Origin of the sequence: Aliamphritea spongicola, from assembly GCF_017051665.1 — a bacterium.
Taxonomy (GTDB): Bacteria; Pseudomonadota; Gammaproteobacteria; order Pseudomonadales; family Balneatricaceae; genus Amphritea; species Amphritea spongicola.
Window position 1 is genome coordinate 655,385 of the sequence record NZ_JAFIDL010000003.1, and the last position, 21,942, is coordinate 677,326.

Below are 21,942 nucleotides of genomic sequence, written 5' to 3' on the forward strand. Positions count from 1 at the left end.
TCGGCTGAGCATCCTTTATACTGTTGGTTGTTACAGGCTAAACATATAAGGAGCAGATGATGATTCAGACAGGAGATAAAATTCCTTCCGTGAGTGTTGGGGTCGTGCAGCAGGGGGAAACGCAAACCTTACCGCTGAGTGAACTCTGTGAAGGGAAGAAAATCGTTTTGTTTGCCTTGCCCGGTGCCTTTACACCCACCTGTTCCGCCCGTCATTTACCGGGCTATGTGGATTATGCGAATGAGTTTTTTGCCAAAGGGGTGGATCTGATTGCCTGTCTTTCGGTGAACGACAGCTTTGTGATGAAAGCCTGGGCAGATGATCAGAATGCCGGTGAAATAACCATGCTGGCGGATGGCGGTGCTGAACTAACACTGGCGTTAGGCCTTGAAATGGATTCCGGTTCATTCGGCGGTATCCGCTCCCGGCGCTATGCCATGATTATTGAAGATGGCACCGTGACTGAGTTAGCGCTGGAAGCGCCTAAGGCTTTTGAGGTCAGCAGTGCTGAGGCGATGCTGGCTAAGCTGGGCTGATTTTACCGGATGACTGATAGTTTTTTGCCGCTGCTTTGCAGCGGCTTTGTTGTTTTATGAAGTGCTTTTGTGAGGATATATGCAAGATGTAATTGACGCATTGCGTCATGCAAATCAGGAGGTGGCAATGCCACTGGATTTGCCGGAGTTTGATGACATTGTAGATGTGGAAGAAGATATCTGCGTGCCGTTACATCCTGATTTTAAGCAGTTTTTGTTAACGGTCAGCGATGTGATTTGTGGCTCACTTGAGCCTGTAACCGCTGCTGATCCGGGATCTCATACCCATTTGCCTGAGGTGGCCGCATATGCATGGTCGGTTGGGCTTTCCCGGGAGATGACGCCATTGTGTGCCTATGCGGACGGTTTTTATGTAGTGAACCTGGAAGGTGCTGTTATTCAGTGGAGCTTTGATGGCCATGAGCATGAAGAGTGGACCAGCATTTGGGAATGGGCCAGAGAGGTTTGGCTGGTCAGTTAAGCGTTTCTGGTAATGCGAGTCAGCTGGCCGGTTTTCTGCCGGTTACAGCTGATTCGCTTTTCGGTAATTTCCCTGGTAATCAAAAATCCGTTCGGTAACACGCAGATGGTGACCGGATTTACGGGCAATTACAAAGTCCGGGTGGCTGAACTGTTGCTGACAGCCAAGCACTTCTTCCAGAGATTTAAAGCGGCGTGGTTGTTGGCTCTGTTGTAAACGTCTGCCGAAGAGTTGGTTAAACACCTGCAGTTGCTTCGGCTTACTGAAGTCAAAAGATTCTTTCAGTTCTTCACCCTGTTCATCGTGATAGATAATTTGCAGACGGCTGCCCTGCTGATGAAAGCTGATACCGGCACAGCGGATGACGGTGGCGTCTTTCAGTTGCAGCGCGTCTTTAAGCTGGTCGTCCGGGTCGATAATGGCTTCACCGCAGTGCCCGCAGCGCCTTGCGGCAATGTCATTCTCTCCGTTACAGAATCTGCATTCTTTAAAGCGGAAGCGGTAATCACACTGGCTGGGTGGTTCTGTTGTCAGCATCCCCTGACAGCGGCGGCCATAGTGTTCCATGATCGCACCGTCGTCATCGGTTTTTCCCCAGAAAACATTGGCAAACTCGCAGGCAGGACAAAATACCTGAACCGGCACACTGCTGCTGTCGGGGCGGGGCTGGCCAACTTCCGGGTAATAAATGTTGAAGTTGTTGCCCGCATAATCCATTACCAGGCAATCGGTTTTTTCCGGTGCCAGACGCAGGCCTCTGCCGACGATCTGCTGATACAGCGAAACTGACTGAGTGGGGCGAAGAATTGCAATCATATCCACATGGGGCGCATCGAATCCGGTGGTCAGTACGGCAACGTTCACCAGGTATTTGTAACGTTTTTCTTTGAATGCGCTGATCAGTGCATCCCGCTCCTGCTGTGCCGTTGCACCGGTGATCAGAGCGGTATTTTCCGCTGGCAGATAGCTGACGACTTCATGGGCGTGCTCAACCGTTGCCGCGAAGATCATGACTCCCTGGCGGGTTTCAGCCAGATTTTCGATCTGTTTGCAGATCGCCTGAGTTACCCGTGGATGGCTGACCAACAGTTGATTCACTTCACGGCTGTTATATTCGCCGTTATTGCCGGCACGCAGTTGTGAAAAGTCGTACTGCGCAACCGGAGCATCAATCAGGTTCGGTGGTGTCAGGTACTTATGTTTTATCATGTACTGCAGAGGGAGCTCGTAAATACAGTGGCTGAAAGGGCGGGGCTCCTCTGATCTGCAGATGCCGTGGTAATGGTAGCGATAGATCCATCCCATGCCCAGCCGGTAGGGGGTTGCTGTCAGCCCCAGCACTTTAAGTTGCGGGTTATTTGCGGTGAGTTGCCCGATTATCTGCTGATACTGGCTGTTATCTTCTTCACTGACCCGGTGGCATTCATCAATGATGATCAGCGAATATTCATGCTGAAATGCTTCCAGGTTCCGGGCGACCGACTGCACGCTGGCAAATGTGACCTGATGTTCGGTTTGTTTCTGTTTCAGGCCAGCGGAGTAAATACCGCCGGTTAAGCCGTAGCTGCGGTATTTTGCGGCATTCTGTTCCACCAGTTCTTTGACGTGGGCAAGTACCAGTATTTTTCGCCGGGCCAGCCGGGCCAGCTCGGCAATTACCAGGCTTTTGCCGGCACCGGTTGGTAATACAATGACTGCCGGGTCATTGCTGCTGCGAAAGTGCCGCAGTGTGGCCTCAACTGCTTCTTGCTGGTAGCTGCGTAAAGTAAAGGTTGTCATTGAATTTTGATGTACATCTGCCACTGTGTTGAACGGTGGATTATAACGTTTTCCTTTGGGTTTGTTCGCTCATTCTCTGTTCATAGTTGCGCCGTTATAGTGGCCGGCTGAATCTCAGGGCGAACGGTTTCTGAAGATGAAACACAGTATTAAATTGGTTAAGCTGTGAACTGATTTCTGCTTACAGATCAGGAAGCTTCTGATGTGGGCAGAAAGTGGTTGAATGAAAATATAACAATTTAGTAGTTGCTGGTGGCGTTTGCTGCTGCAATAACGGTCTATTCAACGGGGAATTCTGATATGGATCTTTCATTTTTTGATATGTATGTAATGCCGTGGATTATTAATATCGCACTGGCAGCCGCGATCTTTATCGTCGGTCGGATGGTTGTAAAGGCGCTTGGTAGTTTGCTGGAGAAAGTGCTGCGTAAGAGCCGCATGGACGACATTCTGATCAATTTTGTGACGTCAATTGCAAACATCCTGATGCTGCTGGTGGTTGTGGTTGCTTCACTGGATCAGTTAGGGGTTGATACTACCTCAATGATTGCGCTGGTAGGTGCCGCAGGTCTGGCTGTTGGTCTGGCGCTGCAGGGCTCGCTGCAGAACTTTGCAGCCGGCGTTATGCTGATTGTTTTCCGCCCGTTTAAGGAAGGTGATTTCGTTGAGGTTGCCGGTGTGTCCGGTATCGTTGAGCAGATTACGATCTTCAATACTGTTATGCGTACTGCGGATAACAAAGAAGTGATCGTGCCGAACGGTAATATCTACAGCGGTGTTATTACTAACTATTCTGCCCGGGATACCCGCCGTGTGGATATGGTGTTCGGTATCGGTTACGACGATGACCTGAAGAAAGCCAAGGCAGTGCTGGAAGATATCATTAACAGTGACAGCCGCGTACTGAAAGATCCGGCTCCGGTGATTGCAGTATCTGAACTGGCGGACAGCAGTGTGAATTTTGTGGTACGTCCGTGGGTGAATTCAGCGGATTACTGGAATGTACTGTTCGAAACCACAGAGGCTGTGAAGTTGCGCTTTGATGCTGAGGGTATTTCTATTCCTTACCCGCAGATGGATGTGCATCAGTACAAGCACGAGAGCAAGTAAGTTTAGTTATTGTTCTGACAGAAAACGGTCGCTTCGGCGGCCGTTTTTTTTGGCTCGGATTCAGTGACTGATTCTGGCAGATAAAGAAAATTTGCTTTGTCCAGAAGGTTTTGCACCTGTTATGGGTAGTCTCCCGCAGGGTTGGGCTTTTCGTCAGGTATCCGGACAGGGTATGTTGCAGGAATGTCTGAGCGAAAGGATCCAGTTGTTAAAATCGCTTTAACTGCTTGTTTATTCGGTGTTATTGAGAGGTTTTATGGAAAGGTTGTCGGCAGAAGATTTAAGTATTCTTGTAGTTGAACCATCAAAGATGCAGCGCAAGGTATTGCTTGAAGCACTGACTAAAGAAGGTGTTGATAAGACGGCGGTTTGCGGCAATAAAGCGGAAGCGATACAGAAGATACGGGAGTTTAAACCGGATCTGGTCATCTCTTCACTTTATTTTGAAGACGGCACCGGGCTGGAGTTGTTACGGCTGATCAGGGCAGAAGAGTCTCTTGAAGATTTACCTTTTATGCTGGTGTCCAGCGAGAGTCGCCGAGAGCAGCTGGAAGAGTTTAAGCAGTCAGGGGTGATTGCGATTTTGCCGAAGCCGTTCAGCGTGCAGAATCTGAATCAGGCGATTAATGCGACACTGGATATGCTCTCTGAGCAGAACTTTGATCTTGAGCTGTATGACATTGATTTGTTGCGAGTGCTGGTAGTCGATGACAGCCGGATGGCACGTAATGTGATCGTAAGGGTGTTAACCAATCTGGGGATCAAGAATATTGTACAGGCGGCTGACGGTTCTGAAGCCATTGCTTATTTGCAGGATCAGGGCGTTGACCTGGTGGTGACTGATTACAATATGCCTGAAGTGAATGGTGTTGAGCTGACGGAGTTCGTACGTAAATCTCCTACGCACGGGCATGTGCCTGTTTTAATGGTGACATCTGAATCAAATGACGCGCATTTACAGAATGTGGCGCAGTCGGGTGTGAATGCTATGACAGATAAGCCTTTTGAGCCCCATGTGGTAAAACAGCTGCTGGCTTCAATTCTGGAAGGCTGATGTCATGGCTTATAAGTGCTTGTTTGTATTTATATAAAGCAGCTAAGATAGAAACGTTTTGTCGCTTTAATGTGTTTGGAACATATGTGTTGTTAACTGAGTTGTGAGCGCTCCGTAGCGGGGGGCTGCACTTGTCAAAGCAGAGTTTTTCAGTATGAAGTGAGCAATTGTTTCGCTGGCTTTTTTACCTGATATTGGCAGAGGTTATATGGATAAATTATCACCTGCGGATCTGAACATTTTGGTGGTTGAGCCTTCGCAGATGCAGCGCAAGCTGTTGCTGAATGCACTGCATGAGGAAGGGGTTTTCAATCTGGATGTTTGCAGTAACTGTAAAGACGCATTCGAACAGGTAACCCGGATTAAACCGGATCTGGTGATTTCTTCATTATATTTTGAAGACGGTACCGGACTGGATTTATTGCGCTCCATTCGTCAGGATCCTGACCTTGAAGATTTGCCGTTTATGCTGGTTTCAAGTGAAACCCGCCGTGCACAGCTGGAAGAGTTTAAACAATCCGGTGTGATAGCAATTCTGCCAAAACCTTACACGTTGCAGCATTTGCACCGGGCGGTGAATGCCACCGTTGATCTGTTGTCCCCTCAGGCGCTTGAGCTTGATATGTATGAAGTGGATGACCTGAACGTGCTGGTTGTGGATGACAGCCGTCTTTCACGGAATGTCATTACCCGGGTACTGAACAATATGGGCATTGAGCATATTCAGGAAGCGAACGACGGTTCTGAGGCGATTGAGATTCTTAACAGCCAGACGTTTGATTTGCTGGTAACCGATTATCATATGCCAGAAATGAATGGTGCTGAGCTGACTGAGTATATTCGTAAGTCCGGTGATCATTGTCATATGCCGGTCTTAATGGTGACATCAGAAGATAACGAAGCACAGTTACAGAATGTGGCCCAGTCGGGTGTAAATGCCTTAAGCAATAAACCCTTTGAGCCGGAAGGCGTCCGCAAGTTGCTGGCGCAGATTCTGGAAGCATAAGGCGGTGGCTGTTAGCTTATTCGCTGGTTTGCTGCAGAGCCTGTAGTTGCTCGCTGAGCTTGTGCTTGTCACGTTGGGCGTGCTGAGCCGCAATACGGTATTTGAAAATCTGTTGATGCCGTTCTTCTAATTTCATTTCAAGTTTTTCAAGTTGTTGCTGCTGGGACAGGTTTTTCCGTTCCAGCAGGCTTATCTGACGCTGTAAATCATCAATCAATCCAAAATTCGTATCCGCAGGTTTTGCTGCCGGCTTTTTATTGTCAATCCGGGTGTCCATTTCTGTGACAAGGTGGCTGTACAGGGCTTTCAGGTCTGCCGTTTCCCGGCTGGTATAACGAATCCCGTTTTCCATTGCATTGTGAGCGCTGGCAGCCCCTATGGAACCGGTCAGGGTATGTTCCAGCATACGGTGGAATTCGATCAGTTCGATAATGCTGATACGTTCTTTGTCAGTGACCTGTAAATCTTCTGTTATCTGGCTGATAGCATTGCGGGCTTTATCCGGGCTCAGGTAATTATTCAGCAGGGCAGATGCTTCTTTAAGCTTGGTTTGCAGCAGAATGTATTGCTCCAGCCCTGTCGGCCGGGTGGCTTTGCTGGTTTGACTGAGCATTGACTGCATAAATTCAGTTCTCAGTGTACGTTCTGCTTTGTGCGGAGAATAGAGCAGAGAGCCCAGCAGGTATGCGCCGATATTAAAGATCATGCTCCATAATACGCTATGGGGAATGCTGGATAGCCCTTCAGTGCCAAACAGAGCTTCCGGGCGCAGCCAACTGATCTGAAACAGACCTTCATTGAGTAATGTTTCAGCCATCCAGCCCTGCTTAATCAGCGCTGGGATTACCAGGGTGTAGACCCAGATAATAAAGCCTGCCAGCAACCCGGCCAATGCGCCGGCACTGTTACCTTTTTGCCAGAATATTCCGCCCAGAAGTGCAGGGCTGAACTGGAGTACTGCAACAAAGGAAATAAGGCCGATAGCTACCAGAATGTAGGAGTCGCTGAAGGCGATGGCAAAGCTGTAACTGCTGAGCAGAATCAGGGCAACCAGTGCCCAGCGGATTTTCAGCAGTTCGCCGCGAATGGCTGCATAACGTTCGAATCTTTCCAGTACAGGCATGATCAGGTGATTAGAACACATAGTGGCCAGCGTCATTGTGGTGATAATAATCATGCCTGTGGCGGCAGAAAAACCGCCGATAAATGCCAGCATGGTCAGAAAGGTGTTGTCTGCCTGTTGTGGCAACAGCAGTACGTAGTAGTCAGCAGCACCGGTATCAATGCCTTTAAGGAGGCCGGCCCCGGCAATGGGAATGACAAAAATGTTGATCAGCAGAATATAGAGCGGAAAGACCCACATCGCTCTTTTGATATAGTTAACATCCGCATTTTCTATGACAGCGACATGGAACTGCCGGGGCAGGTTTTGTACGGCTGCGAAGCTCAGAATGATCAGGGTTAGCCACATGACACCGCTGTCTGGCCGGGTATGGAGGCTGGTTACCTGATGCATGCCGGCCTGATCAAGTTGGTTAAGAATGTCGTCATAGCCGTTAAACAGGTAATAGCAGACAAAAATACCTACGCTCAGAAAGGCAATCAGTTTGACAATGCATTCCACCATGAGAACGCTGATCATACCCTGATGGCGTTCGGTTGGGTCTAACCGCCGTACGCCAAACATAATCGTAAAAATAATCATGAACAGTGTGATCAGCAGGCCTGAGCTGCCCCAGTCCATTGTTGTGTTATGCAGGTCAGCGCCATGACCACTGAGGGTGATGATTTTAAATGAGCTGATGACTGCTTTTAATTGCAGGGCAATATACGGGAGTACACCTAACAGGGCTGTTAAGGTGACCAGTGCTGCGATTTTCTGTGAGCGGTTATAACGGGTGGATATGAAGTCGGCGATGCTGGTGACGCGGAAGGTGTTTTTGGCGAGCACCATGCGTTTGAGGGTAATCCACCAACAGGCAATGCTCAGTAATGATCCGATATAGACGCCCAGATAAAGCAGCCCTGATTCGGCGGCGAATCCGACACTGCCGTAAAAGGTCCAGGAAGTGTGATAAACCGCCAGGGATAATGCATACGTCCAGGGGCCGTTGAAGTTTCTGCCGGTCTGTTCAATTTTCCGTTCCACCAGTTGTGCAATGGCGAACAGAATGACCATGTAGGATGAAATAACCAGTATGACTGTAATTGAACTGAACATAGCCGAAAGTAACCCTCCCTTCCGTTCGGCTGTCCATGCCTGTGATCTCTCTGTTTTTACAAAGGTATTCTTTAAGCTATAGCGCTGGCTGATGGATGGGTCAAATTTCAGCGAAGACTGTTTTGGGTATTAACGTTCACTATCGGAGGATACGGATTCGTGATGCGGGCAGCAGGAAGGTGTTTTTTCAGGCACCAGATCGACACCGCCGGGATGCCCCGGATGGCATTTAAGAAGGCGCTTTATTGTCAGTGCGGTGCCTTTAAGGGGGCCATGAATTTCGATTGCTTCCAGGGCATAGGCTGAACAGGTAGGGTAAAAACGACAGCGCGGTCCCAGTACAGGGCTGATAACGTACTGATAAAATTTGATGAGAAAACGCAGCAGCATTCGCATACTTATATTTTCCGATACCTGAAATGAAGAAGCGTCTTAAGTGTAACCTGAGTGCAGATTGCTGTCAGGTAAAGAAAATGCCGGCGTATTCACATACAAAATTCATCTTGGTAAAGACACAAGTATGTCGATTACAGCGTCTACCCGGCTCAAGAAGGGGAATTAAATCGTATAATTGTGCGGCGCATTATATAGAGATACATCAAAAAATAAAGGGATAAACTTTCATAGATTTAGTGGTGCAGGGCAGGTGCAGATCACAAGATGTATGAATCAGGACCTGTATTTAAAGAAAGGTCCCGCCACAGCAGGGCTGTGGCGGATCTGTGAGTGATTGCCGGATTAAAGATGTTCTTCTGCGTATTCGGCTAAAGATGAACGGAATACGCCTTCGAAATGTACGTTACTGGCGCCGTTATAATCTTTAAAGCGTTCCACAATGTAGGTCAGACCTGAAGTCAGTGCTGTCAGATAGTTAGAGTCAATTTGCGCCAGGTTACCCAGGCAAACCATTTTCGTGCCTTTACCGCAGCGGGTCAGGATGGTCTTCAGTTGGGATGGTGTCAGGTTCTGGGCTTCATCAATCAGTACGATGGCATCCTGAATACTTCGTCCGCGAATGAAATTAAGGGACTTGAACTGAATATTGGCCTTTTCAATGGCGTACTTGACGCTGCTCTGGGGTCGTTCATCCCCTTCATGCATTGCTTCCAGGTTATCCAGAATTGAGCTGAGCCACGGGGTCATCTTCTCTTCTTCGGTGCCGGGCAGGAAACCGATATCTTCTGCGACCGGCGGGGTCGAGCGGGTAACGATGATTTTGTTATAGCGGCCCTGCTCAATGACCATTTCCAGTGCGCAGGCCAGGGCAATCAGGGTTTTACCGGAACCGGCAGCACCGTTGAGCATGCAAAGGTCAATGTCGCTGTCCAGCAGGGATTGCATGGCAAAAGCCTGATAGATGTTGATAGGGGATATGCCCCAGCAATTCTGTTGCATCAGGTGTTCGTGACCAAGATCGCGCAAAACAATGGCTTCATGGTCTACACTGACAACCCTGGCTGCAAAGTCTTCAGAGTCATCATGGATATACTGGTTGACGTAAGTGTCTGGCAATAGATCCGGGCTGATCTTATGGAAGGTGTAGGGACCTTTCTGATAGCTTTTGACCTGATCGACCTTTTCCCAGAATAACCCGTCAATGTGCTGATGACCGGCAGATAACAGATCCAGATCAGAGACCAGCTGATCTTTGCGGTAGTCTTCGACCTTTTGCAGACCCGCGCCCATGGCTTTAAGGCGCATATTGATATCTTTAGTGACCAGGATAATGTCTCGGTGCGAATCATTGGTTTGCAGGTGAAGCGCGCAGTTGATAATGCGGTTGTCATTGTTGGTTGTTGATGGGAGAAAGCCCTGACGGCTGGTCAGTTCGTGATCGGGATAGACACTGAGTTTCCCCAGGGTACTGCTGTCGTCGGTGCCGGGGACTTTGATCTGAACGCCCCGGGTAATCTGTGTGGGGCTGGTTGCAACGCTGAGGATATTATCAATTGCCCGGATAGCGTGTCGTGCTTCCTGGGCAACGCTTTGTTTGCGGTCCTTTATGTTATCCAGTTCTTCCAGAACGGTCATGGGGATCGCGACGTCTTGTTCTTTGAATTCGTACAGGCAGTTTGGGTCGTGCAGTAAAACATTGGTGTCGAGGATATAAAGCTTTGTAGCAGCCATAAGGGATTCCTTCTCCAACCTTGTTGACTATCTGAAATAGCTTCCAGATATGTTTAGTTAAGCAGAAGTTGCAGTCAGATAAAACCCTTTGTATTCATCCATGTATGAATTTGGGTAACTGTGATGATTATGGGTAATAAACACGTAACTTTGTTCGGGTTCTAATACATAGTGTATGGTTGGGACTGGTTGTTTTCTTAATCGCTATATTTATAAAATTCAATGGCTTAGTAGATATGGAGGCATTGATAGCATATATTGTAGGTGATACTGAGATTCGTTGACTGGCAGGGATAAGCGGTTGTACGGGCCTGAAAAAACATCTTCTGACCGTAACTGTATAGCGCCGAGAACCCTGTTTGCAGTGCATAAATTTCAAGCGGTTTTGCTTTGTAAAATGTATCTGTCGATCAGCGTTGAGTGTGTCTTTGAAGGGAGCGTGAATTATGACAACTGATCAATTTGTAACAGCAAATATTACGCCTTTAGATAGTTTAAATACGTTATCGCCCATTGAAGTGGCGCGTTTGCAGGATCGTAATCAGGCAGGTCTTTATCAGCTGTTTCGTCAGTGCTGTCTGGCAGTACTTAACTGCGGCAGTGAGGTGGACAGTACCAAGCAGGTTCTGGAAATGTACCAGGACTTCGAAATTCAGGTGGCGCAGAAACATCAGGGTATTCAGCTGGAAATTGCGAATGCGCCGGCCAGTGCCTTTGTAGACGGTGAAATTATTCAGGGGATCAGAGAGAACTTATTCTCTGTGGTCCGCGATATCTTATATGTGGGTGATGAAGTCGGTCAGGATAACCAACTGGCTGAAAACGTTGCAATCACCAATCAGGTATTTCAGATTCTGCGCCATGCGCAGGCAATTGAGCCACATATTAAGCCGAACCTGGTGGTGTGCTGGGGCGGACATTCCATTGGCCGTACCGAGTATGAATATACCAAAAAAGTGGGTTATGAACTTGGGCTGAGAGGGTTCGGTGTATGTACCGGCTGTGGTCCGGGGGCAATGAAGGGGCCGATGAAAGGCGCGACGATTGCCCACGCGAAACAACGTATCAATGATGCCCGTTATGTGGGTATTTCTGAGCCTGGCATTATTGCAGCTGAATCGCCTAATCCGATTGTGAATGAACTGATCATCATGCCGGATATTGAGAAGCGCCTTGAGGCATTTGTCCGCTTAGGCCACGGTATCATTGTCTTCCCGGGCGGTGCGGGTACCGCGGAAGAGATTCTTTATATGCTGGGCGTATTACTGCATGAAAAGAATCATAATATTCCGTTACCGCTGATCTTCACTGGGCCTGCAGGCAGTGAAGCCTATTTTGAAACCATAGACCGTTTTGTGCGGCAGACTCTGGGTGATAAGGCTGCTGAACGGTATCAGATCATTGTGGATGATCCTGTTGAAGTGGCCAGTCAGATGAAAGCGGGTCTGCAGCATGTAACCCAGTTCCGTAAGGCTACCAGTGAGTCTTATCACTTCAACTGGCAGTTGCATATTCCGGAAGCATTTCAGCAGCCGTTTGAGCCGACCCATGAAAAAATGGCGCAGTTGAATCTTAGTCATGAACAGGAAGATTATCAGTTGGCTTCTAATCTGCGGCGTGCGTTATCAGGTATTGTTGCCGGTAATGTTAAAGCGCAGGGTATTCAGGAAATTGAAACACACGGGCCATTTGAACTGAGTGGTGATCCGGAAATGATGCGCTCGCTGGATGAGTTATTGGCATCTTTTGTTGAGCAGCGCCGGATGAAGATTAATTATCAGGAATACAAACCCTGTTACCGGATACGGGTGGGAGATGCCGCTGAGGCATAAACTGCCAGTTGAAAGACAATACAGTAGAAAGCGCAGGTGACTGCGCTTTTTTATGAGCGAAACAGTATGAGGAATCAGTAAATGCAGTGTCATGAAGTGGATTATGAAATTGTTGGCAGTTCTATGCCGTTGCTGGAAGTTGAGCTTGATCCGGGTGAAACCGTGATTGCCGAAGCTGGCATGATGAACTACATGGAAGATGGTATCAGCTATGAAACCCGTATGGGAGACGGTTCGGATCCTGATCAGGGGCTTATGTCCAAGCTGTTTTCGGCAGGCAAGCGTATGCTGACCGGTGAATCTCTGTTTATGACCCATTTCTCAAATGAGGGGGCGGGTAAGCAGAGGGTGGCGTTTGCTGCCCCTTATCCGGGAGACATTGTGCCGGTTAATATGGCTGAAATTGGTCAGCGGCTTTACTGCCAGAAAGATGCATTCCTGTGTGCCGCACTGGGTACCCGGTTATCGGTTGCCTTCTCTAAAAAGTTGGGTGCAGGCTTTTTTGGCGGTGAAGGTTTTATTCTGCAGAAACTGGAAGGCGATGGTATGGCCTTTATTCAGGCGGGTGGCACGGTTGTGCGTAAAGAGCTGAATAATGAAACTCTGAGAGTTGATACCGGTTGTCTGGTCGGATTCAGTGAAGGCATTTCATACGATATCGAGCTGACTAAAGGGATGAAATCTATGTTATTGGGCGGCGAGGGGTTGTGGTTAGCGACCCTGTCCGGAACCGGCAGTGTCTGGATTCAGAGTTTGCCGTTTTCCCGTCTGGCAGACCGGATTATCGCAGCTGCGCCGGAGCTGGGAGGCAGCCGTCAGGGGGAAAGTTAATGTTTGGCCTTTTGTAAAAATATCTGTGCAGGCGTGTGGTTACCGGACTGGTGAACGTAACCACACACAAATTATGACTTTTTTGCTGAATACAGGTATATTTTCGTTTTTATTTTTTCTCCGGCATCCAGACGTCAGAAGTAATGTTACGAAATAAACTGGTTATCACACTCACCACGGCTCAGGGATCGCGCCAGTACACACTGGGGCAGATTACAAAGTATTTGCTGGCGGTGTTCCTGGTGATTTCTGTTTGTAGCTTCTTTGTCTCTAATCTTCTGTTGGTGAAAACCACCGATCATTTGCTCAATCTGGAAGAAGGGTTTGATACCCTAAGTTTGCAATATGAGGATACCCTTGGGGCATCTGAGCAGCAGAAAGGGCAGCTTGATCAGTTATCCCGCTCTTTGTCCCAGCTTCAGGTAGAGAAAAAACAGCTCAAAGAAGAAAACCTGCGGATTGGCGAACTCAACGCAGTGCTTGATGCCAGCCTGTACGGGCTGGAAGGTTTGCTGGGGTTACCGGCTTCTGATGAAATGACGCCGGAAAGGGCAGGTGAGCTGAGCATGCTGATCAGCCAGCGTACATTTTATCTCAACAGTATTCCTAACGGTTTGCCCATTCAGGGTATCCGTATCAGCGGCAAGTACGGTATGCGCATGCATCCGGTGCTTGATAAGCGCACAATGCATTATGGTATCGATTTTAAAGCGGATAAAGGGACACCGATTTATGCGACGGCTGACGGTGCGGTTGAGTTCGCAGGTTACAACAAGCAAAGTGGTTTCGGTAAGCTGATCATTTTGCAGCATGGGTTTGGTTTTAAAACCTATTACGCCCATTTGAATGATATCAAGATTAAGTCCGGTCAGTTTGTGTCCAAAGGACAACTGATCGGTTTGAGTGGTAACACGGGCCGTTCTACCGGACCGCACTTACATTATGAAATCCGGCATTTATTCAGGCCAGTCGACCCTGCACCCTTTGTGGCGTGGGATATGAGTAACTTTGATTCACTGTTTTCTACAGTTAAAGGTATCGAATGGGCTTCCTTAAAAAAGATGTACCCGCTAAACCAAACGCTGCAAACGGCAAAGCAATAACGATTATTGCTGAAGGTAATAAATTCAGCGGTGATATGAGTATTGTTGGCAGGATGCACATTGACGGAATGTTCGAAGGGAATATTTCATCACTGGATAATATCTCTATTGGCAAGAACGGCCATATCCGGGGTGTTGTGAAGGCAAATCAGATCAGTGTGTGCGGTCTGGTTGAAGGCGAAGTCTGGTGTGATGAACTGGAAATCGATCGTGGCGGAAAAGTTTTTGCTACAGTGACCAGTAAGGTAATGGCAATTCATCCGGAAGGAAATTTTGTCGGCGAGCGCAAGATGAAAGAGGTAAATACTGCTGAGCCGTTACCGCATATGGAGTCCGGCATTGAGGCAATTGATTCTCTGCCAGACAAGGTAACGCTTAACAGTGATGATGAGCAGCTTTCCAAAGCCTGACAGGCTGTGACTGATTAACGGGATTTAGCATGTGTGAACTGCTTGGCATGAGTGCAAATGTGCCGACGGATATTTGTTTTAGTTTTACCGGGCTGATGCAGCGCGGTGGCGAGACCGGCCCTCACCGGGATGGCTGGGGTATCGCGTTTTACGAAGGTAAAGGGCTGCGTGATTTCCATGACCCTGAACCAAGTTGTGATTCAGAGATTGCTCAGCTCATTAAGAATCATCCGATTAAAAGTAAGACCGTTATCAGCCATATCCGTCAGGCGAATGTCGGCGAGATTTGTCTGGAAAATACTCATCCTTTTACCCGCGAGCTGTGGGGTTATACCTGGACATTTGCGCATAACGGTCAGTTGGATGCCAAGCTGTTTGACCTGCCGGTATCTTTTTATAAGCCCGTCGGCACCACTGACAGTGAATATGCGTTCTGCTGGTTGCTGGGCGAAGTGCGCAGAGCATTCCCGGAACGGCCGGATGATTTTGCAGAGGTGAGTGCGCTTATCGCCCGTTGTGCAGACCAGCTTCGCGAGTTAGGCGTATTTAACATGTTGTTAACTGAATCAGAATACTTATTCGCGTACTGTACAACCAAGCTTGCCTGGATAACCCGGCGGGCCCCTTTTGGAAAGGCGAGCCTGACAGATGCTGAGTTGACAGTTAATTTCCGTGAAGAAACCAACACGACTGATGTGGTGACGGTGATTGCGACTGAGCCGCTGACTGATAATGAGGAATGGACGGCACTGGCTGAAGGGGAAATGATTACCTTCATGGACGGTGAGCCTGTCAGATTTTCCTGATAAATCCGTTTTATATTTAATGATGCGCTGATGGATTAATTTTCTTCAGCGCATCTTTGTTTTTAGCCATTTTTGGATAGAGCCGTTAACGTGAGTCGTCAGTTTCAATCTTTATATCAACGTCTGGATGAATGTCTGATCAGCGACCGGTTTAAGTTGCGCCAGAAGTTGGGCAACCTTAGCCGCAGAGCAGAGCAGGGTAAGCCGTTTGATAAATTGCTGGCAGATACTGAAGCGCTGATTACAGAATCAGAAGCTGCAGTAACAGCACGTGCTTATGATGGCCAGAGTATCACCTTTCCTGATTTACCGGTCTCTTCCCGGCGGGATGAAATTGCTGAGGCAATTCAGAATAATCAGGTGGTTGTAATCGCCGGTGAGACCGGCTCGGGTAAAACCACGCAATTACCGAAAATCTGTTTGCAGCTGGGCCTGGGAACCAAAGGCCTGATTGGTCACACACAGCCGAGACGACTGGCTGCACGGACAGTCGCAAACCGGATAGCAGAAGAACTGGGTTCTTCTCTGGGCAGTACAGTAGGCTACCAGGTACGTTTTACAGAGCAGGTTGCTGAGAATACCCAGATCAAGCTGATGACTGACGGTATTCTGCTGGCTGAGACTCAGCGGGACCGTTATCTGGAAAAGTATCAGGTCCTGATCATTGATGAGGCCCATGAGCGTAGTCTGAATATCGATTTTTTGCTGGGTTATTTACGGCAGATTCTGCCGAAGCGGCCTGATCTGAAAGTTATCATTACCTCGGCGACAATTGATCTGGAGCGCTTTTCAAAACACTTTAATAACGCACCTGTTATTGAAGTGTCTGGCAGAACTTATCCGGTAGAGGTGCTTTACCGGCCACTGGAAGATATGCCTGATTCCGGGGATCGGTCCATACCGGAAGCGATCGTTCAGGCGACGCAGGAATTACAGGTGCTGGAGCGCCAGCAGCAAAAGGGTATTCAGGGGGATATTCTGGTATTCCTGAGCGGTGAGCGGGAAATTCGTGAAGCGGCGGAACACTTAAGGAAGGCGGTGGCAGCACAGCGTCTGAAGCACATAGAAGTGATGCCTTTGTATGCCCGCCTGAGTGTGGCAGAGCAGAATAAGATATTTCATGGTGGCCGGGGGGCAGGTCGGCGGATAGTACTGGCGACCAATGTTGCAGAAACGTCTCTGACGGTGCCGGGTATTCGCTATGTTATTGACCCCGGGTTGGCCCGGATCAGCCGTTATAGCTATCGCTCAAAGGTCCAGCGTTTGCCCGTAGAGCCGGTTTCCCAGGCCAGTGCAAATCAGCGTAAGGGGCGCTGTGGACGGGTCGCAGAAGGTGTCTGCATCAGGTTGTATTCTGAAGAAGATTTTAACAGCCGCTCTGAATTTACAGATGCTGAGATTCGCCGGACAAATCTGGCGGCAGTTATTCTGCAGATGCTGACGCTGCGTTTAGGCAGCATTGAGGCCTTTCCGTTTATTGATCCGCCTGATTCCCGGTATATCAATGACGGCTTTAAACTGCTTCAGGAACTGGGAGCGGTAGATGAAAAGCGCAACATTACTTCGCTGGGCTGGCAGGTCAGTAAGTTACCGATAGACCCGCGCATCGCCCGGATGGTTGTCGCTGCGGTTAAAGAAGGCTGCTTGCGGGAGATGCTGATTATCGCCAGCGCACTGACGATTCAGGATCCCCGTGAGCGTCCGTTTGACAAACAGCAGGCTGCTGATGAAAAGCACCGGCAATATGCAGATAAAGATTCTGACTTTGTAACTCTGGTGAACTTGTGGGCGTTGTTTGAAGAACAGCGTCAGGAGCTGAGTCAGAATCAGCTGCGTAAGTATTGTCAGAAGCATTTCCTGTCGTATAACCGCATGCGTGAGTGGCGCGATGTGCATCGTCAGTTGCATCTGATCTGCAAGTCTCTGGAGTATAAGGAATCACCGGCAGAAGCGGGCTATGACCGTTTGCACCGGGCTCTGTTGTCAGGTTTGTTAGGCAATATCGGATTTAAGCAGGAAAACAAGGAATATCTGGGGGCGCGTAACCGGCGGTTCTATGTATTCCCCGGATCCGGGCTTTATAAGTCTGCGCCCAAGTGGATTATGGCTGCTGAAGTGGTTGAAACCAGCAAGCTGTATGCACGTATGGTGGCGAAGATTGATCCTCTGTGGGCGGAGCCGCTGGCCGGTCATCTGGTGAAGCGAAATTATTTCGAGCCTCACTGGGAGAAAAAGCGGGCTCAGGTTATCGCCCAGGAGCAGGTGAGTCTATATGGTCTGATTATTGTGCCGAAAAGGAATGTCGATTTCGGCAAAGTAGATCCGTTAGTCAGCCATGACATATTTATACGTTCAGCCCTTGTGGAAGGGCAGTTTCATACCAAGGGTAAGTTCTTCGCTCATAATCGCCGTTTGCTTACCAGTGTGGAAGGGTTAGAAGCCAAGTCACGGCGTAAAGACCTGCTGGTGGATGAAGATACACTTTGTGATTTCTATACCGCCAGAATGGCGAAGCATAAAGGCGATCATGTGGTTAATGGCGCCGGCTTTGAAAAATGGCGCAAGACCGTTGAAGGTTCTGATGAGAAAGTACTGTTCCTGACGGAAGCAGATATTCTTCAGCGCAGTACCGAGCATGTAACGGCCCGTCAGTATCCCGAGGTGTTCAAAGTCTCCGGAGCGCCTCTGAAGCTCAGTTACCACTTCGAGCCGGGTGCGGCAGATGATGGTGTATCCGTTAACGTGCCGTTGGTACTGCTGAACCAGATTCCTTTGCAACGTCTTGAATGGCTTGTGCCAGGGATGCTGAAAGATAAGTGCGTAGCTTTGCTGAAAGGTTTGCCTAAGCAAATTCGGAAAAATTATGTGCCGATCCCGGATTATGTGGATGCGTTTTTACAGTCGGCCAGTTTTGGTGAAGGAAAGCTTGAAGAGGCGCTGGCACATCAAATGCTGCGTATGACAGGTGTGCGCCTTGATCCGCAGTTACTGGAAGCTGTCGAGCTTGAAGCGCATCACAGGGTAAATATTAAGTTGCTGGGTGATAAGGGGAAGCTAATTGCTCAAAGCCGTGACTGGCAGGCGCTGAGCGAACAATATGGTGAGCAGGCTGAAGCAGCACTGACTAGTGAGGCAGATGAAACCTGGGGGCGTAAGGGAATCACCCGGTGGGATTTCGGTAATTTGCCTGATTCCGTAACACTGAAACAAGCCGGGGGGATAGAAGTTGAGTTATATCCTGCACTGGTTGACCGTAAAGAAAGTGTTGAGCTGGTTGTTGTCGAAGATAAGCAGGAAGCAGCTGAACTGACTCGCAGAGGCGTTATCAGACTTGCGACCCTTAATTTGGCGGCATGCCTGCGCCAGGTAAAAGGTAAGCTGGGGAAGTTTGAAGAGTCTGCCTTGTTATTTGCTAAGGTACAGCGCAAAGAAGCGCTGAAGGAAGATATGCTGCTGTTAGCGACAGAGGCATGTTGTTTTGTTGAGGCAGAATTACCGCGAACAGAAGCTGATTTTCTGAAGTTGCTGGCAAAAGCCGAAACGGACTTTGTTTCCACTGCGCAGCAAACTGCAGAAACAGTGAATCAGTTACATCATTGTTTTCACCGTATCAATAAGCAACTAAGCGGTAAAATGGATCTGCGGGTCATTAATGTTCTGAATGATATAAAGTTGCAGTTGAGTGAATTGATGCACGCGGGCTACCTCAGTTCGGTTGGCTGGCAGCAACTACAGGAATACCCCCGTTATCTGAAAGCAATTGAACTACGTCTTGAGAAATATCAGCGTGAGTTGCCCCGGCAGAGGATGCTCAGCGATCAGTTAGTTGCATATATGCAGGGCGTGCAGAAGCGGCAGAAAGACTACCAACAGCAAAGACGCAGCACTGTTGAGTTGACAGTATTCCGCTGGCTGCTCGAAGAATACAGGGTATCTCTGTTTGCCCAGCAGCTAGGCACAAAGCAACCGGTGTCTGAAAAGCGTATTAAACAAGCCTGGCAGGCTCTGTCTGAAGGATGATTTTGGTTGTTTTTTGAACAGTGGTTTTTGTTGGGATAAATCCATGACAAATAAAGGGCGAAATAGTTGCAGAAGCGTGTTGTGTATGCTGTAATGCGTCCAATTTATTAGGCTAGACATTCATTTTAGGTTCATTTTTAGATATTTAGCTGTTTTGTATTAATAAAGCTAATGAAAAATCAGGAAATAGAAGTGATCATATGCAGATAACTTTTAAAACCTGAAAATAAGTATGAATGGATGATGAAAGTCACCAATATATGAAAGAAATTTCTTTCATATGTTTGAAATAATTTTGTTTTATAGTATTTTTTAGTGAGCGATGTGTTCGGAATATCTGTGATGTGGACATTCCAAGCACATTAAAGCTAAAAAAATTAAAGTTAACCGCTTCGGTTAACAAGAAAAGTTTAACTACTAGTACGTTAAATATTAAAGGGGAAATTGTTGATGAAAAAGTCAATCATCGCTCTGGCTGTTGCTGGCGCTCTGACTGCTCCACTGGCTCAAGCTGATGCTACTCTGTACGGTGTTGCTCAGTTCCGTCTGATCGATCAGGACGAAAAAAGCCTGAACGCTCAAATGGCTAAAACTCGTCTGGGTGTTAAAGGCACTGTAGACAACGATATCGAAGGCCTAACTACTGGTTTCCAGTTTGAGTGGGAATTCACTGGCGCTAACGGCGACGACGCTGGTATCAGCGAAGTTCGTAAGTCTCTGGTTTACATGAAAGGTGACTTCGGTCAGGTGACTTTCGGTAAGCAGAACAACCCTGCAGCAGCATTCAAAAAAGCTGACATCATGGGTCGTCACTCTGCAGAGTTCGCGATCATTGGTGACCGAATCTCTAACGCAATCACTTACGCTTCTCCAGACCTGAGCGGTCTGCAGCTGCACGCTGGTTTCACTGCTGACGGTGCAAACGAAGATGCGACTGCTGGTACTGCTTTCGCGCCAGGTAACGCTAACACTGCTCCAACTCAGTACGTAGCTGCTACTAACGGTAGTAACGATGCAGATGCTTACATCCTGGGTGCTACTTACAGCATCGCAGGTCTGGATCTGGCTCTGACTCACCAGGCGTCTAACAACAAGGGTAACAACACTGATACTGATACTACTAGCTTCGGTGTTGGTTACACTATGGGTGACCTGTACCTGGCGGCTTCTTACTCTGACGAGTCTGCAGACGCTTCTAACTCTGACCGTGACGTTACTCAGCTGGCTGCTTCTTACGCTATTGGTAAGACTACTGTTTACGCTCAGTACGAAGTACTGGATCGTGAAAGCCAGTCTGACAAGAACACCAAAACTGGTCTGGGCGTAAGCTACGCTCTGGGTTCTTCTGCTTCTGTAGCTCTGGAAACTTTCCAGTTCAACGACGATGCAGAGACTCAGGAAAGCAAAGCTGACGCTACTATCCTGCAGTACACTCTGAGCTTCTAATCCAAGCTTAACGAGTTTACTCAGAAAAAAGGCTCCTTCGGGGGCCTTTTTTGCGTTTAGGGGAAATAATATTTTAAGAGGCTTCTGTGTCGGCTGTTGCGTCGTTATAATGCGCCTGTAATCAGATTGAAGAACATGGGAGTTCTTGCTTGTGAAATTTTCATCAGTTGCGTTAATTTTAAGTGTGTCTTTTTCGGGTGTTCTGTCGGCGCAGGAAGAGCCTGTGGCTGATGTTGCCGGTGTGTCTGTTGAGGATGATCAGCATGTATCAGATCCATGGGAAGGCTTTAACCGTGCGATGTTCTCTTTCAATGAGGGTTTGGATACCTACGCGCTGAAACCGCTGACTAAAGGCTATCAGGCGGTTACACCGGATGTTGTTGAAACCGGTGTGAATAACTTTTTCGAAAACTTGTCTGATGTGGGCGGTACCCTGAATGCTCTTTTGCAGGGTAAGCCGGATGCGGCAGTAGAAAACTTTGCTCGGTTTGCGTTTAATACCACGATTGGTCTGGGCGGTATCTTTGATGTTGCTACTCCAATGGGAATTACCAAGCATGAAGAGGATTTCGGTCAGACGCTGGCTGCCTGGGGGGCTGATTCGGGTCCTTACGTGGTTCTGCCGTTATTTGGTCCGTCTACTGTGCGTGATGGTATTGGTCTGATTCCGGATGCGTTGGTTGATCCGGTAAATGAGGTTGATCACGTCAGAACGCGTAATTCACTGATTGGCTTACGTATTATTGATACTCGTGCACAACTATTTGCGGCAGAAGAATTGCTTACCGGTGATGATCGCTATGTGGCGGTACGTGATGCATATCTTCAGCGTCGCGAGTTTTTAATCAACGACGGCGAAGCTGACGTTGATTACGATAACGATTTTTAGTATTTGTTAGTTGTGCAGCCTAAAATTTAAGAGCTGCACGAAAGCATTAAGTATGCTGGGTGCGTTCGTGCCCAGTCAGGCCGCTTTATGGGGTATTCATCATATTCTGGTTATTCCTGATACGGATTACGGATCATGTGCTGCAAGGCATGTGGCATGCCCAGATCGCCTTCCGTTGCTTTGTCTGAGGCCTGCTGGACTAGGTAGTTTCTCAGAGTGTATTTGGGGTTAACGCTGTTCATGCGTTGTGCTCGTTCAGCAGGATCCAGGTTTTCTTCGTCGCAGATTATC

18 protein-coding genes are annotated in these 21,942 nt (G+C 48.3%); 13 read left to right on the top strand and 5 right to left on the bottom strand.

Going from position 1 to position 21,942, the window contains the following annotated elements:
* Positions 1 to 56: 56 nt before the first annotated feature.
* A complete protein-coding gene (locus tag JYB63_RS12995; protein WP_336510884.1) occupies positions 57 to 536 on the top strand; it encodes a peroxiredoxin in 480 nt (159 codons plus the stop codon).
* A gap of 79 nt (positions 537 to 615) precedes the next feature.
* Positions 616 to 1,017, top strand: coding sequence for an SMI1/KNR4 family protein (locus tag JYB63_RS13000; protein ID WP_205658273.1), 402 nt, complete (start codon positions 616 to 618; stop codon positions 1,015 to 1,017).
* A gap of 42 nt (positions 1,018 to 1,059) precedes the next feature.
* On the opposite strand, the gene radD is transcribed toward JYB63_RS13000, so the two are convergent.
* Complete coding sequence (radD, locus tag JYB63_RS13005) at positions 1,060 to 2,796, bottom strand: DNA repair helicase RadD (RefSeq protein WP_205658274.1); 1,737 nt, start codon at positions 2,794 to 2,796, stop codon at positions 1,060 to 1,062.
* A 300-nt stretch (positions 2,797 to 3,096) separates the two neighbouring features.
* Between radD and JYB63_RS13010 the strand changes: the two genes are divergently transcribed.
* The 3 genes from JYB63_RS13010 (at position 3,097) to JYB63_RS13020 (ending at position 5,966) form a co-directional block, all read left to right on the top strand.
* The gene (locus tag JYB63_RS13010; protein ID WP_205658275.1) at positions 3,097 to 3,906 is read left to right on the top strand and encodes a mechanosensitive ion channel family protein; all 810 of its coding nucleotides are present in this window, start codon (positions 3,097 to 3,099) and stop codon (positions 3,904 to 3,906) included.
* A gap of 256 nt (positions 3,907 to 4,162) precedes the next feature.
* Positions 4,163 to 4,960, top strand: a complete 798-nt coding sequence (locus JYB63_RS13015) for a response regulator (protein ID WP_205658276.1) — start codon at positions 4,163 to 4,165, stop codon at positions 4,958 to 4,960.
* A gap of 208 nt (positions 4,961 to 5,168) precedes the next feature.
* Positions 5,169 to 5,966, top strand: coding sequence for a response regulator (locus JYB63_RS13020; RefSeq protein ID WP_205658277.1), 798 nt, complete (start codon positions 5,169 to 5,171; stop codon positions 5,964 to 5,966).
* 16 nt (positions 5,967 to 5,982) lie between these two features.
* On the opposite strand, the gene JYB63_RS13025 is transcribed toward JYB63_RS13020, so the two are convergent.
* From JYB63_RS13025 to JYB63_RS13035, 3 genes are all read right to left on the bottom strand, one after another.
* Entirely contained in the window at positions 5,983 to 8,187 is a 2,205-nt protein-coding gene (locus JYB63_RS13025) for a sodium:solute symporter family protein (protein WP_205658278.1), read from the bottom strand.
* Positions 8,188 to 8,316: 129 nt separating this feature from the next.
* On the bottom strand, positions 8,317 to 8,583 hold the full coding sequence (gene yidD / locus JYB63_RS13030; protein WP_205658279.1) for a membrane protein insertion efficiency factor YidD: 267 nt from the start codon (positions 8,581 to 8,583) through the stop codon (positions 8,317 to 8,319).
* Between the two features lie 342 nt (positions 8,584 to 8,925).
* The gene (locus JYB63_RS13035; RefSeq protein ID WP_205658280.1) at positions 8,926 to 10,314 is read right to left on the bottom strand and encodes a PhoH family protein; all 1,389 of its coding nucleotides are present in this window, start codon (positions 10,312 to 10,314) and stop codon (positions 8,926 to 8,928) included.
* 446 nt (positions 10,315 to 10,760) lie between these two features.
* On the opposite strand from JYB63_RS13035, the gene ppnN reads away from it, so the two are divergent.
* The 8 genes from ppnN (at position 10,761) to JYB63_RS13075 (ending at position 21,651) form a co-directional block, all read left to right on the top strand.
* Positions 10,761 to 12,146, top strand: a complete 1,386-nt coding sequence (gene ppnN / locus JYB63_RS13040) for a nucleotide 5'-monophosphate nucleosidase PpnN (protein WP_205658281.1) — start codon at positions 10,761 to 10,763, stop codon at positions 12,144 to 12,146.
* Between the two features lie 81 nt (positions 12,147 to 12,227).
* Positions 12,228 to 12,977 (top strand): TIGR00266 family protein, encoded by a 750-nt coding sequence (locus tag JYB63_RS13045; RefSeq protein WP_205658282.1) that lies wholly within the window; start codon positions 12,228 to 12,230, stop codon positions 12,975 to 12,977.
* Positions 12,978 to 13,120: 143 nt separating this feature from the next.
* Entirely contained in the window at positions 13,121 to 14,080 is a 960-nt protein-coding gene (locus JYB63_RS13050; RefSeq protein WP_205658283.1) for a M23 family metallopeptidase, read from the top strand.
* Positions 14,020 to 14,490 carry a bactofilin family protein gene (locus JYB63_RS13055; RefSeq protein WP_205658284.1) on the top strand — a complete coding sequence of 157 codons (471 nt, stop codon included), beginning with the start codon at positions 14,020 to 14,022 and terminating at the stop codon, positions 14,488 to 14,490. The genes JYB63_RS13050 and JYB63_RS13055 overlap by 61 nt, the downstream gene beginning before the upstream one ends.
* Before the next feature lie 29 nt (positions 14,491 to 14,519).
* The gene (locus JYB63_RS13060; protein WP_205658285.1) at positions 14,520 to 15,296 is read left to right on the top strand and encodes a class II glutamine amidotransferase; all 777 of its coding nucleotides are present in this window, start codon (positions 14,520 to 14,522) and stop codon (positions 15,294 to 15,296) included.
* Between the two features lie 90 nt (positions 15,297 to 15,386).
* Positions 15,387 to 19,316 carry an ATP-dependent RNA helicase HrpA gene (gene hrpA / locus JYB63_RS13065; protein ID WP_205658286.1) on the top strand — a complete coding sequence of 1,310 codons (3,930 nt, stop codon included), beginning with the start codon at positions 15,387 to 15,389 and terminating at the stop codon, positions 19,314 to 19,316.
* A gap of 450 nt (positions 19,317 to 19,766) precedes the next feature.
* Positions 19,767 to 20,762: a porin gene (locus JYB63_RS13070; RefSeq protein WP_205658287.1), complete on the top strand. Its 996-nt coding sequence runs from the start codon at positions 19,767 to 19,769 to the stop codon at positions 20,760 to 20,762.
* Between the two features lie 223 nt (positions 20,763 to 20,985).
* Entirely contained in the window at positions 20,986 to 21,651 is a 666-nt protein-coding gene (locus JYB63_RS13075) for an MlaA family lipoprotein (protein WP_336510885.1), read from the top strand.
* Between the two features lie 110 nt (positions 21,652 to 21,761).
* On the opposite strand, the gene JYB63_RS23520 is transcribed toward JYB63_RS13075, so the two are convergent.
* Positions 21,762 to 21,893 (bottom strand): hypothetical protein, encoded by a 132-nt coding sequence (locus JYB63_RS23520; RefSeq protein ID WP_272873572.1) that lies wholly within the window; start codon positions 21,891 to 21,893, stop codon positions 21,762 to 21,764.
* Between the last annotated feature and the right edge of the window lie 49 nt (positions 21,894 to 21,942).

Excerpts from the sequence above, each read along its gene's own strand:
- JYB63_RS13045 (WP_205658282.1), top strand. The coding sequence starts at position 12,228 with ATGCAGTGTCATGAAGTGGATTATGAAATTGTTGGCAGTTCTATGCCG.
- JYB63_RS13035 (WP_205658280.1), bottom strand. The coding sequence starts at position 10,314 with ATGGCTGCTACAAAGCTTTATATCCTCGACACCAATGTTTTACTGCAC.
- JYB63_RS13010 (WP_205658275.1), top strand. The coding sequence starts at position 3,097 with ATGGATCTTTCATTTTTTGATATGTATGTAATGCCGTGGATTATTAAT.
- JYB63_RS13015 (WP_205658276.1), top strand. The coding sequence starts at position 4,163 with ATGGAAAGGTTGTCGGCAGAAGATTTAAGTATTCTTGTAGTTGAACCA.
- radD (WP_205658274.1), bottom strand. The coding sequence starts at position 2,796 with ATGACAACCTTTACTTTACGCAGCTACCAGCAAGAAGCAGTTGAGGCC.
- JYB63_RS13020 (WP_205658277.1), top strand. The coding sequence starts at position 5,169 with ATGGATAAATTATCACCTGCGGATCTGAACATTTTGGTGGTTGAGCCT.
- JYB63_RS13000 (WP_205658273.1), top strand. The coding sequence starts at position 616 with ATGCAAGATGTAATTGACGCATTGCGTCATGCAAATCAGGAGGTGGCA.
- JYB63_RS13025 (WP_205658278.1), bottom strand. The coding sequence starts at position 8,187 with ATGTTCAGTTCAATTACAGTCATACTGGTTATTTCATCCTACATGGTC.
- yidD (WP_205658279.1), bottom strand. The coding sequence starts at position 8,583 with ATGCGAATGCTGCTGCGTTTTCTCATCAAATTTTATCAGTACGTTATC.
- JYB63_RS13070 (WP_205658287.1), top strand. The coding sequence starts at position 19,767 with ATGAAAAAGTCAATCATCGCTCTGGCTGTTGCTGGCGCTCTGACTGCT.
- JYB63_RS13050 (WP_205658283.1), top strand. The coding sequence starts at position 13,121 with ATGTTACGAAATAAACTGGTTATCACACTCACCACGGCTCAGGGATCG.
- JYB63_RS12995 (WP_336510884.1), top strand. The coding sequence starts at position 57 with ATGATGATTCAGACAGGAGATAAAATTCCTTCCGTGAGTGTTGGGGTC.
- ppnN (WP_205658281.1), top strand. The coding sequence starts at position 10,761 with ATGACAACTGATCAATTTGTAACAGCAAATATTACGCCTTTAGATAGT.
- JYB63_RS13055 (WP_205658284.1), top strand. The coding sequence starts at position 14,020 with ATGGGCTTCCTTAAAAAAGATGTACCCGCTAAACCAAACGCTGCAAAC.
- JYB63_RS23520 (WP_272873572.1), bottom strand. The coding sequence starts at position 21,893 with ATGAACAGCGTTAACCCCAAATACACTCTGAGAAACTACCTAGTCCAG.
- JYB63_RS13060 (WP_205658285.1), top strand. The coding sequence starts at position 14,520 with ATGTGTGAACTGCTTGGCATGAGTGCAAATGTGCCGACGGATATTTGT.